This is a genomic window from Pirellulales bacterium (assembly GCA_035656635.1).
Lineage (GTDB): Bacteria > Planctomycetota > Planctomycetia > Pirellulales > JADZDJ01 > DATJYL01.
This window is the reverse complement of the sequence record DASRSD010000092.1, coordinates 1-16,558: the sequence shown is the minus strand read 5'-3', so window position 1 is coordinate 16,558 and position 16,558 is coordinate 1. Positions and strand designations below refer to the sequence as shown.

The 16,558-nt window shown below is 56.5% G+C and carries 13 protein-coding genes and 1 tRNA gene; 8 read left to right on the top strand and 6 right to left on the bottom strand.

Going from position 1 to position 16,558, the window contains the following annotated elements:
* Positions 1 to 17 precede the first annotated feature (17 nt).
* Entirely contained in the window at positions 18 to 1,256 is a 1,239-nt protein-coding gene (locus tag VFE46_08585) for a DUF1559 domain-containing protein (protein ID HZZ28044.1), read from the bottom strand.
* 426 nt (positions 1,257 to 1,682) lie between these two features.
* The gene (locus tag VFE46_08580) at positions 1,683 to 2,546 is read right to left on the bottom strand and encodes a fumarylacetoacetate hydrolase family protein (protein HZZ28043.1); all 864 of its coding nucleotides are present in this window, start codon (positions 2,544 to 2,546) and stop codon (positions 1,683 to 1,685) included.
* 404 nt (positions 2,547 to 2,950) lie between these two features.
* Here VFE46_08580 and VFE46_08575 point away from each other — a divergent pair, with 404 nt between their 5' ends.
* The 5 genes from VFE46_08575 to VFE46_08555 all read left to right on the top strand — a co-directional run bounded on the left by VFE46_08575 (position 2,951) and on the right by VFE46_08555 (position 10,384).
* Positions 2,951 to 5,314: a diguanylate cyclase gene (locus VFE46_08575; GenBank protein HZZ28042.1), complete on the top strand. Its 2,364-nt coding sequence runs from the start codon at positions 2,951 to 2,953 to the stop codon at positions 5,312 to 5,314.
* A gap of 274 nt (positions 5,315 to 5,588) precedes the next feature.
* Positions 5,589 to 6,218, top strand: coding sequence for a superoxide dismutase (locus VFE46_08570; protein HZZ28041.1), 630 nt, complete (start codon positions 5,589 to 5,591; stop codon positions 6,216 to 6,218).
* Positions 6,219 to 6,630: 412 nt separating this feature from the next.
* Positions 6,631 to 8,007: a hypothetical protein gene (locus VFE46_08565; GenBank protein ID HZZ28040.1), complete on the top strand. Its 1,377-nt coding sequence runs from the start codon at positions 6,631 to 6,633 to the stop codon at positions 8,005 to 8,007.
* A gap of 157 nt (positions 8,008 to 8,164) precedes the next feature.
* Positions 8,165 to 9,343, top strand: coding sequence for an esterase-like activity of phytase family protein (locus tag VFE46_08560; protein ID HZZ28039.1), 1,179 nt, complete (start codon positions 8,165 to 8,167; stop codon positions 9,341 to 9,343).
* A gap of 129 nt (positions 9,344 to 9,472) precedes the next feature.
* Positions 9,473 to 10,384 carry a hypothetical protein gene (locus VFE46_08555; protein ID HZZ28038.1) on the top strand — a complete coding sequence of 304 codons (912 nt, stop codon included), beginning with the start codon at positions 9,473 to 9,475 and terminating at the stop codon, positions 10,382 to 10,384.
* Here the strand turns inward: VFE46_08555 and VFE46_08550 are convergent.
* A complete protein-coding gene (locus VFE46_08550) occupies positions 10,309 to 10,632 on the bottom strand; it encodes a DUF6793 family protein (GenBank protein HZZ28037.1) in 324 nt (107 codons plus the stop codon). The two genes, VFE46_08555 and VFE46_08550, sit on opposite strands and share 76 nt — an antisense overlap.
* 12 nt (positions 10,633 to 10,644) lie before the next feature.
* Between VFE46_08550 and VFE46_08545 the strand changes: the two genes are divergently transcribed.
* Both VFE46_08545 and VFE46_08540 read left to right on the top strand, forming a co-directional pair.
* Positions 10,645 to 10,866: a hypothetical protein gene (locus VFE46_08545; protein HZZ28036.1), complete on the top strand. Its 222-nt coding sequence runs from the start codon at positions 10,645 to 10,647 to the stop codon at positions 10,864 to 10,866.
* Between the two features lie 137 nt (positions 10,867 to 11,003).
* Positions 11,004 to 11,933: a hypothetical protein gene (locus VFE46_08540; GenBank protein ID HZZ28035.1), complete on the top strand. Its 930-nt coding sequence runs from the start codon at positions 11,004 to 11,006 to the stop codon at positions 11,931 to 11,933.
* A gap of 28 nt (positions 11,934 to 11,961) precedes the next feature.
* Here VFE46_08540 and VFE46_08535 read toward each other — a convergent pair whose 3' ends face one another.
* Together VFE46_08535 and VFE46_08530 are read right to left on the bottom strand one after the other, a co-directional pair.
* Positions 11,962 to 12,906: a GGDEF domain-containing protein gene (locus VFE46_08535; protein ID HZZ28034.1), complete on the bottom strand. Its 945-nt coding sequence runs from the start codon at positions 12,904 to 12,906 to the stop codon at positions 11,962 to 11,964.
* A 154-nt stretch (positions 12,907 to 13,060) separates the two neighbouring features.
* Complete coding sequence (locus VFE46_08530) at positions 13,061 to 13,195, bottom strand: hypothetical protein (protein HZZ28033.1); 135 nt, start codon at positions 13,193 to 13,195, stop codon at positions 13,061 to 13,063.
* Between the two features lie 531 nt (positions 13,196 to 13,726).
* On the opposite strand from VFE46_08530, the gene VFE46_08525 reads away from it, so the two are divergent.
* A tRNA-Asp gene (locus VFE46_08525) sits at positions 13,727 to 13,801 on the top strand.
* Positions 13,802 to 14,167: 366 nt separating this feature from the next.
* Here VFE46_08525 and mobF read toward each other — a convergent pair.
* Complete coding sequence (gene mobF, locus VFE46_08520) at positions 14,168 to 16,384, bottom strand: MobF family relaxase (protein HZZ28032.1); 2,217 nt, start codon at positions 16,382 to 16,384, stop codon at positions 14,168 to 14,170.
* Between the last annotated feature and the right edge of the window lie 174 nt (positions 16,385 to 16,558).

The following is a 16,558-nucleotide window of genomic DNA, read 5'->3' as shown; positions in this document are numbered from 1 at the left end:
GCGGGCAAAACCTTTCCCTAATTAATGTCCGGCACGGCTTCGCTGCCGTTGCGGGTGCCTAAAGCGCGCCATGTGTTCAAGTCGATGGTGTCGCTGATCGAAGTCACGTGCCCATCGCCAAAGCAAACATTCACAATGCCGGTGTGATAACTGCGGGCCGCAACCAACGCCGCTTCGCCCGGAGTGTCAGGAAGCGAGCTAAACGCTCCACAATCTTCGCCCGCGAAATTGGGTGGGGCAACGTGGTTATACATGGTGGCCATATACATACCCACGGGCCAACCGTCGGTGTAACTTTTTCCACTGCCAGCTCCTGTAGTGTCCCCTTTGTCCCATCGACCCATGGCAGTGAAGTTAAAGGAATCTTTCATAATGGTGGGATTACTCACAGCCGCCAAAGCGGCATTGTATATAGTGGCCGTATCCGAGGCGGGATTGGTGTAAGGAAGATTGTTGTAAGTCAGTGTCATTTTGCACTGTACCACGTCGTCCCTGGTGACCGGACTATTGGCCGGCACAAGCAAGCTGCCTTTGGTTCGCTCTGAGAAGAAAGCAGTTTTCGACAAGCCATCGGAAATATCCGATACGCGCAGTCCTTTGCCGATGGTAAATGCGCCATTGCCGCCACTGTTATCGGCCACAATTTGCGCAAGGGTTGATGGCGTACCCGCCGTCTTCCAGCCGGCATAGGGCGTGGAACCACCGAAATTATAGCGATAGTTATTCTCTGAAATCACGGCACCGGTATTTGGGTCGCTCGGGCAAATAAAAATCGCGGCGGCCTGCGAATAAGCAGCATAACTGGGATTCGCCGTAAATGTGCCGATCGGGCTTTCCATGACTGTTGTGATTGGCAACTGGAAGTTAATCAGATTGTAAATCCCTTGCTCTTCCATGAACGGCAGCAGCCAGGTATGCACCGAATAGAATCCGGTCTTCGTAGTCGCATCAACGACGACGTCGGTGTACGAAGTTTTCCCCGGTTGCACGATGCCATTATGGGTCCAATCGGGCAGCATGCGGCCTTGCGGGAACGCCTTTTTGGCGCTTTCGTAATTGAACAGCGCCAAGCCGATTTGCTTGAGGCTGTTTACGCATTGCGAACGGCGGGCAGCTTCGCGCGCCGCCTGCACGGCAGGCAGCAGCAGCGCGATCAAAATTCCAATAATGGCAATCACCACCAGCAATTCAACCAGCGTAAAGCCACGACGAACGCGCAGCGTGCCATGGTTCATAGGACGAGCATCGGCTTCCATGATTCACCTAAGCGACGATTGGAACAGTAAATAACGCCAAACTACATCCGGTTTTCGTTTGGCGTTCAACAGTGCATGCGCTACGAGTTGATTGCGGTCCGCGCAAGTTTACGGTGGAAGCAACCGCTGCCGTTAAGTGTAACGGTAACCGCCGATAATGTCCACCATCTTCGGCAACAGCGTTCGCTAGATTTGCGTTAAGAAACAACGAGAGGCGTCAGAAACCGGGAACCCCCCTCTGGGAGACTAATCGGTACTTTGGCGACCCCCACCATCGAACTATTCGCAGATAAAGCGCCGGCAACACGTAGACGCGTTTCTCCGAAACGCGTCCGCGAGTCTCGGAGAGACTCCGCCTACGTGAGTCGTAGGCCAGGCGCTCCGTGCGTGATAAAAGCTAATTTCCATCGAAGATGGCGCATCGGCTCATCGTTCTGCGACAACCGGATTTCGCAGCTTTCCAATCCGCTCGATTTCCACTTCCACGACGTCGCCGGGTTGAAGATAAACCGGCGGCTTTCGCGCAAAGCCGACGCCCGGCGGCGTGCCAGTGTAAATTAAATCGCCCGGGCTGAATGTGCAGACGCCGGAAATGTAGCTGATTAAATCCGCTACGCCGAAAATCAGTTGCGAGGTGCGGCTATCTTGCATGGTGTGGCCGTTGATTCGCAGGCTGATTTGTAAATTGCCGGCATCGGGCAGTTCGTCGGCAGTGACCAATTCCGGGCCCAGCGGCGCGAAGCTATCGAACGATTTCCCCAACAGCCATTGCCCCCCGGGCTTGTGATTTTGCCAATCGCGAGCGGAAATATCGTTGCCGCAAGTATAGCCGGCGACGTGTTCGAGCGCTTGCTGCTTGGGAATGTGTCGGCCGGGCTTGCCAATGACGACCACCAACTCCGCTTCGTAATCAACCTTTTCGCTCAGCCGCGGCAAGACAATGGGCTCACCCGCCGCACGCAGCGCCGTCACAAATTTGTTGAACACCACCGGCTCCGGCGGCGGTTGTTTGCCGGTTTCGCGGGCATGGTCCGCATAGTTGAGGCCGATGCAAAAGATTTTTTCCGGCCGCGGCACGGGGGGCAAAAGCTGCACCTCCGCGGGATTGATCGCCTGGCCATGCGTTACGGCAAGTGCCGCGCGGCGCAGGCCGTCGTGGCCCAGTGCCAGAAGCTGAGTAATATCACTGGGCAGACTCGAATCGGCCTGTTGCAAGTCAACATAAAAACCATTGGGCAGCACTGCGGCCACTCGCGGACCGGAAGCCGAGGCATAAGAAATAAGTCGCATGGAAGGTAGAGGGGATGGCGGTTAGAAATTACCACGTCGGAAGAAACTTTCGCACGGCAACGGTTTGAATACATGCTGCAGCGCCGGACAAACCCGCACGATCGTTATCAGCAAATTCATCGGGAATCATTACACGGACGGCAAGATTATAAAATTTGACCAAAGGCCAGCCATAACCTAGCCTTCTGTGGTCGATTGTACGCGGCGCTAGTCTAGAGGGTCGGAATCGGTGCGCAAAGAGGCTGTCGCCGTAACCGGCATCGAAATTCCTTTGTCGTTGGCCCGTCGCTCACTTGGCAGGTTTGCCGGGGGCCACGCGGAGAGTTATCGGCGTTGGTTGTCGGATCGCTTTCCTAAGGACTTCTCGTAGCAAACGCCGACAATGTCGGATTGATAATTCTCCGATGGCGCAAGCTTCTCCCGCTCAATTTCCGACTTCGAATGCTGCCCCTGTCGTGGCTAGCCTGCCGCCATCCGCCGAGGCAGAGAGCGCAGCGGTGAATGTGGAAGAAAAGTTTTGTGAGCTTCACGCGCTGTTGGATCATGGCGAGCTCGACCATCGTCGAGGCCAGTCGACCAGCAGCATCCAAGATTCTGCCCTGGAAGGCGTGCTGGACCAGCGGCTGGCACAGGCCCGGCTGGGACTAGCCAGCAGCTTGTTGACCGCCTTGCGCTGCAAAGATTCGTCGACGGCCTCCCACAGTGTTCGCGTTGCGCTGGCGTGTTCTGCCTGGGGGTTAGCCTTGGAGCTGCCGCCGCTCCAGCGAGATGCCCTGGAAATTGCCGCACTGCTGCACGATATCGGCAAGATCGGCGTTCCCGATGCGGTTTTATTGAAGCCCGGCGAGCTGACGGCGGACGAGCGCGTATTCATGGATCGTCATCGCTCATTGGGTTTGCAAATTTTGGAATCGTGTTGTGCTTCGCCCGAGGTGTTGGCCATCGTGCGGCATAGCGCTACGTGGTTTGACGGCAGCCGCCAGCGGGTCGATTGCGAAGGAAATAATTTGCCCTTGGGTGCGCGCGTGCTGTCGATTGCAAATGCCTTCGACTCCATGACCACGCCGCAAGTTTATCGGCCCGCGATGTCCCACGAACGGGCCATGAAGGAATTATGCGACTTTGCGGGAACGCAATTCGATCCGCAATTGGTGTTTCACTTTGCGGAACTGTTGTCGATGGATCAGCAAAAGCTGCACGGCCGGGTGGCCCGCCGATGGTTGCGGGAGCTGGACCCCAACACCACATTAGATTGGTGGCAACAATCTGCGAGCCCATCCGTCGATAGCCCGTGCCAAATTGAATCGCTGCATCAACAAAGATTGTTGGAAAACATGTACGACGGCGTGATTTTCCTGGGCACGCAGTTGCAGGTTAAGCATTGGAACCGCGGGGCCGAGCGGTTGACGGGGATTAACGGAACCAGCATGTTGCAGCGACAGTTCATTCCCAGCTTGCTCAAAATGCGCGATGAGCGCGGCCGAGATATTGCCGATCAGCAGTGCCCGGTGGGACTGGCCATGCATAGTAGCGTGCAATCGTTGCGGCGGCTGATCATTTGCGGTCGGGGAGGGCGAGATTTGGCCGTCGACGTGCACACGATTCCCATCGTCGGCGCCGATGGCGCCACGCAAGGCGTGACCGTTCTGTTGCACGATTCCTCGGGGGAAGCATCGCTGGAAGACCGTTGCCAGCATCTGTATCAACAGGCGATTCGTGATCCGCTAACGCAGTTGGCCAACCGTGCCGAGTTCGATCGCGCCCACGCGCTATTTATCGAAGTGCATCGCGAGCGGAAGCTGCCGTGCAGCTTAATCATTTGCGACATCGACCGGTTTAAGCAGGTCAACGATACCTACGGCCATTTGGCGGGGGACGAAATTATTAAAAGCTTCGCGCAACTGCTGAAAAGCGGTTGTCACCCGGGCGATTTGGTGGCCCGCTTCGGCGGCGAAGAGTTTGTCATGCTGTGCGCCGATTGCAACAATGCCTCGGCCGCGGCGCGGGCGGAACAAGTGCGGCGCGGATTTAACGATTTATCGCAACCGGCATTGGGCGGCAAGGCCTGCTCGGCCAGCTTTGGCGTGACGGAAATTCAAGGCGGCGACACTGTGCAGACGATGCTCAACCGCGCCGATCGCGCGCTGCTGATGGCCAAGGAAGCCGGCCGCAACTTAGTGGTGCAACTTGGCAGCGGTTGGAACGGCGAATCCACCGAACGGGACCGCCGCTGGCGCTTTTGGCGAAAGAACACGACCGGCCCGCTATTGGAAAGGGCGCTTGTCACCAACGTGCCGCTGGATATTACCGTGGAAAAGCTCCGCGGATTTGTATCTGATCAACAAGGCGCAATCTCGCGAATTGAAAATGAATGTGTCGAATTGCTCCTGCAGTCCGGCATGGTGGATTCTCGACGGCGCGCTGATCGGCCCGTGCCGCTGGTGGTCGAGTTGAAGTTCACCCGCGAAGCAAGGCCACTAGGCGAAGAGAGTTCCAACAAAACATCGGCGCTCCCACCGCAAACACATATCCAAGTGACGATTCGGGCCAAGCGCGGCCGTGATCGTCGCTACACAGCCACGTTGGAGCAAGCCCGGCGTGTGATTGTAAGTTTGCAGTCCTACTTGATGGCGAATGAATTGACGGATGTGTCTGGACATCAAGAGGCCACGCAGCAAAGCGCTGATTCGCACTTTGATGCGAACGAAGCCGTCGCCACAGCTCGCCCTGGCAGCGAACAAGACGCCCGCACTGCAACAAGTTGCTGAGCTTTGTTGGCCACCGAGCTTTCGCGCCGGGTAGGCCAAGTCGACTGCACGAGTCGCAGCCAGTTTGGACGAAATTTGCTCATCTTTACCGCCCGTCGGTCATATTGCCGATGGTCATGCGACCCGATTGAATCGGCGTCCTATTTGCCTCCGGCCGATTGCGGGTCTGGCGGCAATTGAGTATGCTGCGCATCGGACTGCTGCTGCTCCAAAAAGACCTACGATTTTTGCCTCCGCTGGCTGCTTGTGCAACACACGGAAAAGGAGATTAAACATGGCGTACACATTGCCTCCACTGCCTTATGCCACCGATGCGTTGGAACCGTACATCGATGCCAAAACGATGGAAATTCATCACGATAAACACCATCAGGCATACGTTAATAATTTGAACACGGCACTGAAAGACAGTGATTTAGGCAACCAGCCGGTTGAGCAGCTCATTGCCAATTTGGACAAAGTGCCCGAGGGAATTCGCACGGCGGTGCGCAACAACGGCGGCGGGCACGCAAACCACTCGATGTTTTGGCTGCTGCTGAAAAAGAACAATGGCGGCCAACCCACCGGTCAGTTGGCGGAAGCCATTCAAAAAGACCTCATGGGTTGGGATCATTTCAAGGAAGCTTTTGCCAAGGCTGCTGCGGGCCGCTTCGGCAGCGGATGGGCTTGGTTAAGCGTCGACAAATCGGGCAAGCTGGTGGTGGAAAGCACCCCGAATCAAGACAGTCCCTTAATGGGCGCTGCTGCCAATGCCAGCGGCAACAAGCCAATTTTGGGCGTTGATGTTTGGGAACATGCTTATTACTTGAAGTACCAAAATCGCCGGCCGGAATATGTTGACGCCTTCTGGAATGTGATCGATTGGGACACCGTTGCCAAGAATTATGCGGCGGCGAAAAAGTGATAGCAGTGGCGGCTCGGGTTTCTCACTTGCCGATGAGCGGCAGATGAGTGGCGCGATTTTGGCATTACTGCATCTGTTGAATGGGCCGCGCTAGCACTCCGCTTGGGAACCTGCCGTTGACCAAAGTGCTGGGAACGCTAGAATCCTGCCCCTGCCGCCACAAATCTGCATGCTTGCGCGCAAGCATGCAGTGGGTTTGTAATGATTGCGTGGAGTTTACGAATCGCCCCAGCCGAAGTTCAATAATATGTCGGCAGTGGGCGAGCCGCGCCGAGCAATAATTTCGGGCAAATCTTTTCCGTATCCCATCCTCAGGGAAGAGGATTCTCCGGCCAGTGCATTTCGACAGGGAAGTCGAAAGCAGCCGGATGTGGTCTTCACACCCTGGCTAAGTTAAAAGGTGGTTTCTGCCATGCGTGCCACATCTGGCCGATTTGCGGTGGTCGTATTGACGGTGATTGGAGTTGGCGGCTGCACAAGCGGCAGCGGCAGCATGTTTGCGTGGTGGCATAAAAAGCCTGACACGGCTGTAGCAGGCGGCGATGCTCCAAAGTACAACGCCGCGGCAGCGACGCTACCCAGTGCCAATCAAAATCCAAATAATTCGTTGGCAGGCATCGCCAGGCCGCCCGCGACTAATCCGGCCGCAGCTTTGGGTTCTGCGAATGCCGCCGGTTTTAATAGCAATGTAGCGAATCCGGCGGGCTATCCGGCATATCCTGTCACGCCCTATTCGCAAGCTAGAGTAAGTCCTGTCGCCACGGGCCCGCAAACTGCAGGGATGGCAAGTGCGACAAATGCTCCGCCGGGAGTTGCCTATGGCGCCCCTAGCGCGGCGTCAGGCGCCGGTGTTTATCCTGCCAATGGCGTCGCTGCCGCACCGCCAGGTGTCGGACAGCCTCAATCCGGTTTTTATAATCCGACCTACGATGGAGGCGCGGCCGCCAATCGCTACGCCTCTGGCGCTGCAATTCCTGGCATGCAACCGGCGATGCCGAATGCCGCGCCAGCCATGTCGGCCATGCCGAACAGTTCCATGCCAAATTATCGCGTTGCCGATGCGCGCAGCGGTATGGGCTCGGCGCCGATGACAAGCGCTCCGAGCGGCGTTGCTCCGCCAAATGCAGCCGTGACTGCTCCTGCGGCTGCCAACCCGCCGAGTGACGATCGATACAGCGCCGCCGGGAATACGATGAATGGCGCCGCAAGTCCGTTTCCGCCGTCGGCAGATCGCTATGCGGGGCCCGCTTCTGCCGCGCCTGCGGCCAGCAGTTCATTCGCTCCGGGAGCTGGCGACCGTTATTCCCAACCCACCGGCGATTATCGATCGGCCCCAAGCTACGATGTGAACGCCACAGGTTCGCAACCTGCAACGACAACCAACCCTGTGGGCAATACCGGTTACAATCCGCCCAATGTTTACGCTCCGCCAACGGCCACTCCCGGTGCAGCCGTCCCAAGCAATTCGGATTACCGGCCCGGCGGCACGGGCAACTACATTTCGCCCAGCGGCGCGCCGTATCAACCCAACACTAGCAGCACTTCGCCGGAGAACCATGCACAAAGCGGTGGTGTAGTCCCGGCCGTTTATCAATCGGCGGCCAATGCAAGCCCGTCGTCCTCGGGCGTCGAGTTGGCATCTACTTCGCCGATGAGTTCGCCCAGCAGCGAGGTATATGGCGCCTATCAAGGCACAAACTCGAGCAGCTCCACCAACGAGCCTGCATACAGTTCGCCGCGTCCCACGGGCGCTGCTCCGGCTTTATTGCCTGCGCACGCAGCCTGGTAAGCGCGCGGCCTTTCTCCTTGCGAGTCTTTTGCGTCAAGCTTGACCCGCTGCGCGCCTCAATCTACCTTGGAAAGCATCACTGTTTTGAGGCGTGAAACCAAGTGAACGCTGGCAGCGAATTCATTCGGGGTTCGCCACTGGCAGATCGTAATTAGCCATGCGTCTCGTGACGTCGTATTTTTTGGTCGCCTTGCTGCTTGTGCTTGATGTCGCTTGCTGCGCGCCCGTCCAGGCAGCCGAATCTGCAAAAAGCAACGCGCCAAAAAACTACGCGCTAAATTACCTGGGCAAAGTGCGTTTGAGTGTGGACAAAGCGACCGATCAAAACGGTGCAACATTCACCATCACGGGTCTTAGCGGCATTGCCTACGGTTTTGATAACCGTTATGTGGCAGTGATGGATAACTCCAACCATCTGGTGTTTCTCAATGTGACTTTCAAAGACGATGGCACGATCGATCAGGCCTCAGTGACCGGCGGGCATACCATTGCGACCAGCCGAGATTACGAGGGAATTGCCTATACCGGCCAATCGCGCAACAGCGTGTTTCTTAGCAACGAGGCTACCCCGCCGCCGCCGGCGCTTTACGAATACAGCCTGGATAAATCTGCCACGCCGTTGCAAACCGTGGGCATGCCGCCGGTGTTCATGTATCAGGTCGATAACCGTGGGCTGGAGTCGCTCACTCGCCGGGCTGATGGGCAGGAGATATGGACCGCCAACGAAGAAGCCCTAACCGCCGACGGCGTTCCCTCCACGCGCAGCGCCGGCAGTGTCGTGCGGTTGGTTCGTTTCGCCGTGAATAGCAACACGTTGACACCGGCTCAAGAATACGCCTATGTGTTGGAGCCGATTCATGCAGGCGTGGGCACTCCGTTTAGCAGCGGCCTGAGCGATTTGGTTGTTTTGCCCGATGGCACGCTCTTAACGTTGGAACGATCGGCGATTGAAGGCCTGCCGACATTCGAGACGCGAATTTTTCAAGTCGATTTCAACGGTGCTACCGACATCAGCCAAGGCGTGCTGGCCAATGGGCTGAAGGGCCAAAACTATAAGCCTGTCGGCAAAAAGTTATTGTTTGCCAGCACCCAAATTGGCGAAAACTTGGAGGGGCTGTGTTTCGGTCCGGCGCTACCCAATGGCAACCAAGTGTTGTTGGGCGTGGTCGACAATGGCGACCCGGTTAGTAAGAACACGCTGGTCTCATTTGTACTTGTCGATCCCGCGCCGCTGCCGCCGGAAATTATCTATGCCGCCGCGGGGGGCGTGCTGCTATTGGTGATTTTGATCTGGGTGGTTTCGCGTCGATGGCGAAAAAACACCGCTGATGCCTAATACGGTTGAGAAAATGGCGGCGTTTACGGTGTTTCGTTGGTTGGGATCGGCAATTACAATGGATGCAACGTACGCCTGCCTCGGAACCAGGCGTGGGAATTGTCGCAGGTGGCTTTAGAAGAGGCTTCTATGATTCGCACTGTCTTTGTCTGCCGCGGGGCTCAATGCGCCCTGGCGTCGTTCGCTGTGTTAGTTCTCTCGACTGCCGTGCGTGCCGCCCCGCAATACGACGGCAGCAGCAATCAGTTGCCCACGCAGCAGAACTGGGGTTACCAGGCATTCAATAAAGCCAATCCACTGACCGCGCCTCTAGCGACGGCGGTTGCTGGTAGTAGCGTCACTACGCTTGATACCACGCCGCAAATCAACGATGTGGCCGGCTTCGCCACGCACATTCCCAATTTGCTCTCTCCGGGATTTCAATATACTGATCCGGATGTCGTGCCGCTCGATCGGACCACCGGCTTCGAGTTGGATTTTACGGTCAAGATGCTCAGCGAAAATCACGTCAGCAACGATCGCGCTGGCTTCAGCGTGATTGCGCTTTCCAACGATGCCACCCCGCAGGGAATTGAACTCGGTTTTTGGACCAACGAAGTGTGGGCGCAAAATGCCGGCTTCACCCACGGCGAATCGTCGAGTACTTTCGACACAACCGCCGGATTGATTAACTATCGCTTGGACATTCAGGGCGCCAACTACACGCTGTTCGCCAACAACGCGCAAATTCTCACCGGCGCCTTGCGAGATTACACAGCCTTCAACAGCGGTCCGCCGTTTAACACGGGGTTCCCCTACAATCAGTCGAACCTCACGTTCTTCGGCGACGATACCTCATCCGCCGCGGCGGACGTGCAGATCAGCAACTTCAACGTCGTTCCCGTGCCGGAACCGGCGGGATGGGCACTGGCGCTGGAGAGTAGCGCAATGGCATTCGTGATTTTCGGAATCGTGGCTTGGCGACGCTACCAGCCCATCACCATGTTCGATTCGATGACTTTGCGCGCCCGGTCCAAATCTTCGCCTGTCTCGTGCATGTAAATTCGAATCGCATGCACCTTGTCTCCCTGGGCTTTGCTCAGGCAATCACGGGCCGTGTGGCAAATGTCCACATGTCCGTTAATGCCCAGCACCGATTTGGAAATGACCCAAGTGTCGCGCGGTCGTTTGGTCAGCCGCAGCACTCTTTCGCCCGGGTAAGCCTGATTCGCCACTTGGCTTGCCTCATCGTCGTTAGCAGCCCAAGTGATGATAATGTGCGCGTCGGTTTCGACTTCGAATAGCGGCATGATGTTCCTCCGGTGGGCTTGATCTACCTGGATGCCGCGCTGGCGACGATAAGTAATGTGGCCAGCGTGAAGCTGCGGCAGCGCGACCTCCGTCAGGTGTTGTATGCAATTTACGATGCCTGCCAAGGCCCGTCAATGCGGTCCGAACAGAAGCTGGAAAAACGAATGATTGGCGATCAATTTTGCTTCGTCAAGCGGCATCAAAACTGCTATCGCGGCGCTGGGGCACGATAAGACAGAGCGTTTAATCGGCTTAGTCCATCGCGACCCCCGGAGTCGTTCTAAGTGGATTTTTCGCTTGGCACTGGCCATGTCGGCATTTATGCTTACGATAGCAATACGGGCGATTACAAGGCGATCCAGCGCAGTTTATGGCCACTGATTTCCGCCAGTTCGACGAGCACGGTTTCCCCATCGCGCCGCGGTTTGAGGATCTGAAGTTTCACGATGAGGAAGCGCCGCGCCGGCCAAAAATTTCCCTGCGCACCAAGCGAATGGTGTTGCTGGTCGTGCTGTTGGGCATTGTCGTGCCCGTTATGTTTGGGCCGCAAATTCTTTCGGTCGTCCAGCACGGAGTGGCCCATTGGTTTAGCAGCCGCGCCGAGCAAAAATTTTGGGCCGGAGATTATGTCGGCGCCAGCGCCGATTTTAGTCGCGCAATTGGCTGGAGCCCGCATTCCTGGAAATTGTATTTTCGTCGTGCCCAGTGCCGGGAAAAAATCGCTGATTTGAACGGCAGTCTGGCCGATTGGAATCAACTTGTCGGGCTGATCGATTCCAACCTCGATTTGTCCATTGTGTATGCCGAACGAAGTTGGATCTACGTGCGCTTGGGGCGCTATCGAGAAGCCCTCGACGATGCCAACCAAGCGGTCCGCGTCAGTCCGACGCCGGAGAACTTAAACTCGCGGGCATATGTCCGGGCAGTGGCAAATCAGGAATTGCCCGATGGCTTGGCGGATATTAATAAAGCTCTGGCGGAAACGGGGGATAATAATGCCGAGTTTCTGGATACCCGGGGTTACCTGCTGTTCTTATCGGATCGCAGCGAGGAAGCGTTAAAAGACCTGGACCGCGCCGTTCGTCTGACGGAGCGTTTCAAACAGGAAATGCAACTGCGGCAGCGCACTGCCAACCCGCTCACCTTGTTGCTCGATTTAAGGGAAGCCAATCGTAGCTTGGCGGTGATGTATCACCACCGCGGATTGGTTTACGATAAGCTGGGCCGCAAGCAAGAAGCGGACAAAGATCTTTACCACAGCCAGGAATTGGGCTACGATCCGGCGCAAGGCGTGTTGTAATTCGCGCTCCGCTGCCGCCGGCAAGTGCTTAGGCTTGCTCCACCGCCACCGCGTCGACTTCCTCTTGCGGGAGTTCACTGCACGGCAAAATGGTGACGCCGCTGTGACGGAAAACATGGTTGCGGCCGGCCGCCTTGGCGCTATACAACGCGGCATCGGCTCGGGCGAGCAGCGTTTGCGCATTGTCTCCGTCCGCGGCCACCGAAACGCCGCCGCTGACGGTTAGCGGCAACTGCTGCTCCACGCGCCGCCGTAACCGCTCGGTGAATGTCGAGGCCCCATCGAGCGAAGTTTGCGGCATGACAATCACAAATTCTTCCCCGCCGTAACGGGCCACCATGTCGGTATCGCGCACGTTGTCATCAAACAACCTAGCCACGGCTTTTAACATTCGGTCGCCGTATAAATGCCCTTGCTCGTCGTTGATTTCCTTGAAGTGGTCGATATCCAGGAGCGTGACCGAAAACGGTTGTTCGTAACGGTGCATCATGGCGAACATCGATTCCAGCGTTTCGTCCAAGGCCCGGCGGTTGCTGACCCCGGTCAAAGGATCGGTGCGGACTTCGGTGAAGGTCATCAAATTGTTCGATTGCTGGCGAATTTCGTCGTAGGCGGCAGCCAGTTGCCCGGCAAGCTTCAGCGTGGGCTTCAGCATCCCCTCGGCTTCGCAGCACAGTTCTTGCCAGGCGCCATCCTGCTTGTCGCCTCCCAGCGACGAGACCCGATCTTTGAATTTCAGCACGCTGGAGTGATGCGTGGCAATGCTGCGCCGCACTGCCACGGCAATGCGTTCCAGTTCCTTGGCCACGGCCTGAGCGCGTTTTAGCTCGCGGCGCGCTTGCACTTCCGTGGAAAGCTGTTGCTGCTCCCGTTTGCGGCGCCCAACCAGATAGCCAATTAAAGCCACTGCAGCCAGCGCGACAGGGGTGGAAAGATGGACGGTCGACCAATCGATTTCAGCAAGGAATTGCATAAGTGGCAGTAGGCAAAAGGTGCAAAGGAGATGATGTGTTTGAATTTTTGGGATCGGCGTCGCTGCGTTCGGGGCTACGGTCCGCGGTTAAGACGCGGCGACAAAACACTCAGTCCCTTGTCTGTTAATAAACTTCTGTTAATAAACTGTTGTGTCAATAATTGGTGCGCGATCCAAACCCTCGCAAGCACAAAAAGCCGAGGATCACTGCCGCAATCAACACCAACATCCAATCCTGCCGGTCAAGGCGGTTCATCCATTGAAAGGCATGGTTGAAAATGTCGTTCATGGCCTGACCCCGCGCAACAGTTCCGCAACGCCGTTTCGGGCACGCTGCTCGGAAACGCTTTGGAACGTCATGGAAGTCTAGGTTATGAATGCCCGCCGGAGCGGCATGTGCCAGCAAGGGCCCGGAGGCAATTGAGCCGACCGACATTTTCGTTACGTCCCGCACAACCACACCCCCGCTTGGTTGCCGCCCGCAGTCGCCACCTGAATGCTGACATCATCGCGATGGTGAATAAGTTGCACAGCCGCGACTGTTTCCGTCGGGGCAATTCGACCAAGCAATATTTAAATCGCCCCAGGACCCCCATGATCAAACGCCTTGTGGAAAACAACCCAAATGGGCTAAAATTACAGCCCGTTAGGCGATTCCTGGCGAACAATTCGCCGGCAATCGCCGTCATTGTTTAATGGCGTTGCCCGTGCCCAGTTCATGCCGAGCTGGTTTCCCCGATTGCAAAAAACCGTTGACATTTGATAATGGCGTGTTGCCCGGCAGATGCAATTAGGGCGCGGAGCATAATAGATAAGCGACGGGGGTGTAGCTCAGTTGGTTTAGAGCGCCAGCCTGTCACGTTGGAGGTCGCGGGTTCAAGTCCCGTCACCCTCGCTTTGTTTTCTGTTCGTTGGCCGACTGAATTTATTTATTAGAAATTGAAAGTCAAGAGGTGCATATTCAAAAACTGTTTGAAATCTGAATAATTCGGCCTCGCGCGCCGGATCGATGGGGTGCGCCGGAGGGAAGCTCCGGCATTGACGCTGTGCGTTTCTTAGCCCACTCTATCGATCTGGCGCTCTGAGCCGAATATAGTTAAGTACGATGGTCAAATTTTGAAATCCCAAAAATGAAGTTGGCTATTGCTATACTCGTCGGCATTGCTGTGGGGATTGCAGGTGCCCTTTTCTTCGCCGCAGTCACACGATCACCTTCTCAAATTGAACATCAACTGTCCGAAGAAAACGCAGAATTGCGCGATCAGATTAACTCGCACAATACATCCGCGGTAAAACCGTTATGCGTGATCCGTATCACGTCGTCCGCAGCTAGTTTCAACGGCGTCGGACGAAAAACCGAAAATCGCCGTGCTTGATCCAGTGGCAACGGCGCTCCGTTGACGATCAGCCGCTGTCCGCGCATGAATCCCTTAGCGTTTTGGTGAAATTGCAGAATATCACCCGCAGCGTAGTTGATCGCGTCACCGCGCTCGGCCTCAGTAAGATTGACATTTTCCAACGCAGTGAAGGTGCGCTCCTCAGACGATAAATCGCCGCGTTCCTTCAGCAAGTGCCGAATCTCCGTGGTACACCGCTCGCCTTCGGCATGCGTCGGGGAAACCACCAAGCCGGTTTTTCCCCGTGAAATCGCCGTGACATAATCACCTGCAAGCTGTTGATAGCGCTCCGCGTCAGCATTCTCCTGAATCCAACCGAGGTCATCGAGCCGGGCAAAGCCTTCGCCCGTTTTGCCTTCGGACAGTGCCTTAATCGCCAATTTATATTGGCCGGACTGTCGCTGGATTTCCTTGACCTCTGCCGGCCTGAGGCCGGCTTCTTCTTCGAGCAATTTGAGCATGGCGCCGCGGGCGACCGAGCCATGTTGCTTTCGGTTGCCGGTGAGCAGCACCCGTGCGTCAATTCTGTCGGCCAGCGAGAATAATTCCGCCGTTGTTTTGCTGCCCAATAAGCCAGCCTCGTCGATCCACAGGACTTGCCCCTTGGCCTTGTCTTGCATTTTTTTGTCGAGGAGCAGGCGCGCTACCGTATCCGCGTCCTTGAATCCGGCAGCACGCAATACGCCACGGCTGGCGTCGGCGGACGGAGCAAAGGCCAAGACCTTCCTGCCGGATTGTTCAATCGCCTCGACGGCTTCCTGCATCAAAGAAGTTTTCCCTACGCCCGCAGCCCCGTGCATTAAAATCACGCGATCGCGTGATTGCAGAATATGCTGCACGGCACTTTGCTGCGACGCGTTGAGCCAATCGCGAGAGCAGCGGCGGGTGCCTGTGACGAAGGGCCGGCATGTACCGCGCCCTGATCGCGCAAAATCGATAATGCCACGCTCTTCGCGGAGCACCGCTTGTGTTGTGGCCATGCGCCGGCCGTCTCGTTCACTGATAATCAGTCCTGCGCGATCGGCTCGCAGATGTACCTGTTCCGGTGTCGCCTGGCCAACCGACCGTCGCATTGCCGTGGCGAGCAATTCGCGTTCCGGCACCACGGAGTGATGTTCGAATAAGTGTTCGGCAGCATAGTCCATTGCTGCCGCCGCCGCCCGTTCGTTCGCGAGTGCGGCATACCCGCCAAGGCACGCCTCAACTAGTGACAGGGCATTAATCTCGTCGGGCGACAAGCGGGACCGCCACATCTCTTGCAACTGAGGCATTGTAAGTTGCGTGGCCTTGCGTTCCCGCGTTGCGACTCCGAACTCTGCTTTGGCTTCGGGATCGTCGATGCCTTTTTCGCGGGCGAACTGTTCAATTTGCGCCGTGCGCCGCGAGAATTTACTAATCACGCTGCCTGGCACGCCGGCAATCTCCCAGGCCTTTTCCGTTCGCTCGATCGGCAGTCCCAAGTCCGCCAACTCGTTGGCAAACCTTGAATGAAACAGCGCCTCAAAATAAGGCGCATCGCGTTTGATGTCGCGAAACTGGCCGGCTTTCCAGGATTCTTCCCGATCACACCAGGTGATGTTCTGAAGAAAGCAGTGCGCATGGAGGTGAGGATCAGGCACTCCATCCACGGGCCGCGACGTAAAATGAATGAATTCACCCCACACGGCGTTACCCGTGACACGATCTTCGTTTTTGCCCGCTTTGCGAACACGGGTTTTCATTTCGCCTTCGATGTCTCGCATCGTCGCATCGACCGATTTCCGAAACCCATCCAGAATCCGTTCATCCTTGGTCAACGCATAAAGGACCGAAACGCTCTTGGGCACATGGAAATTGAAATCGTAGCCCACGGTTCGCTTTTCGTTTCGACGGAGCAAGAGGGACTTGTCGGTCTGTGGGTGCCTTCCATCGCAAATTGCTTCCCAGGCGTCCTTCTGAATGACGCCGCTTAGTCCGAGCTTGCTCGCCCCCAGCCCGTGCCAGCGACCGGAGAGCTCTTGCTCTCCTTGGCAATAATAGTCCGCCGTGCTGTAATACTTGGCGGCACTTGCGGCGTGCATATTTTGGACAATGCGCAACATACTTCATCGTATGTCTGTCCATCTAAGCCGTCAGCTAGTGCCGTCGTCGGTTAATTGTAGCGGTATCCACAGTGTTGGAGGTAGTTGCGGCATTCGCTTTCGGTGAATAGATCGAGTACTTTGCCGCAGAGTTGCCAAAGTTTGTCGGTGGTTCGCTGGGCACCATCGCGGAGC

What these genes read in the sequence shown, in the direction of transcription:
- VFE46_08585 (HZZ28044.1), bottom strand. Translation starts at nt 1,256, where the DNA reads ATGGAAGCCGATGCTCGTCCTATGAACCATGGCACGCTGCGCGTTCGT.
- VFE46_08565 (HZZ28040.1), top strand. Translation starts at nt 6,631, where the DNA reads ATGCGTGCCACATCTGGCCGATTTGCGGTGGTCGTATTGACGGTGATT.
- VFE46_08560 (HZZ28039.1), top strand. Translation starts at nt 8,165, where the DNA reads ATGCGTCTCGTGACGTCGTATTTTTTGGTCGCCTTGCTGCTTGTGCTT.
- VFE46_08555 (HZZ28038.1), top strand. Translation starts at nt 9,473, where the DNA reads ATGATTCGCACTGTCTTTGTCTGCCGCGGGGCTCAATGCGCCCTGGCG.
- VFE46_08580 (HZZ28043.1), bottom strand. Translation starts at nt 2,546, where the DNA reads ATGCGACTTATTTCTTATGCCTCGGCTTCCGGTCCGCGAGTGGCCGCA.
- VFE46_08550 (HZZ28037.1), bottom strand. Translation starts at nt 10,632, where the DNA reads ATGCCGCTATTCGAAGTCGAAACCGACGCGCACATTATCATCACTTGG.
- VFE46_08530 (HZZ28033.1), bottom strand. Translation starts at nt 13,195, where the DNA reads ATGAACGACATTTTCAACCATGCCTTTCAATGGATGAACCGCCTTGAC.
- mobF (HZZ28032.1), bottom strand. Translation starts at nt 16,384, where the DNA reads ATGTTGCGCATTGTCCAAAATATGCACGCCGCAAGTGCCGCCAAGTAT.
- VFE46_08540 (HZZ28035.1), top strand. Translation starts at nt 11,004, where the DNA reads ATGGCCACTGATTTCCGCCAGTTCGACGAGCACGGTTTCCCCATCGCG.
- VFE46_08570 (HZZ28041.1), top strand. Translation starts at nt 5,589, where the DNA reads ATGGCGTACACATTGCCTCCACTGCCTTATGCCACCGATGCGTTGGAA.
- VFE46_08575 (HZZ28042.1), top strand. Translation starts at nt 2,951, where the DNA reads ATGGCGCAAGCTTCTCCCGCTCAATTTCCGACTTCGAATGCTGCCCCT.
- VFE46_08535 (HZZ28034.1), bottom strand. Translation starts at nt 12,906, where the DNA reads ATGCAATTCCTTGCTGAAATCGATTGGTCGACCGTCCATCTTTCCACC.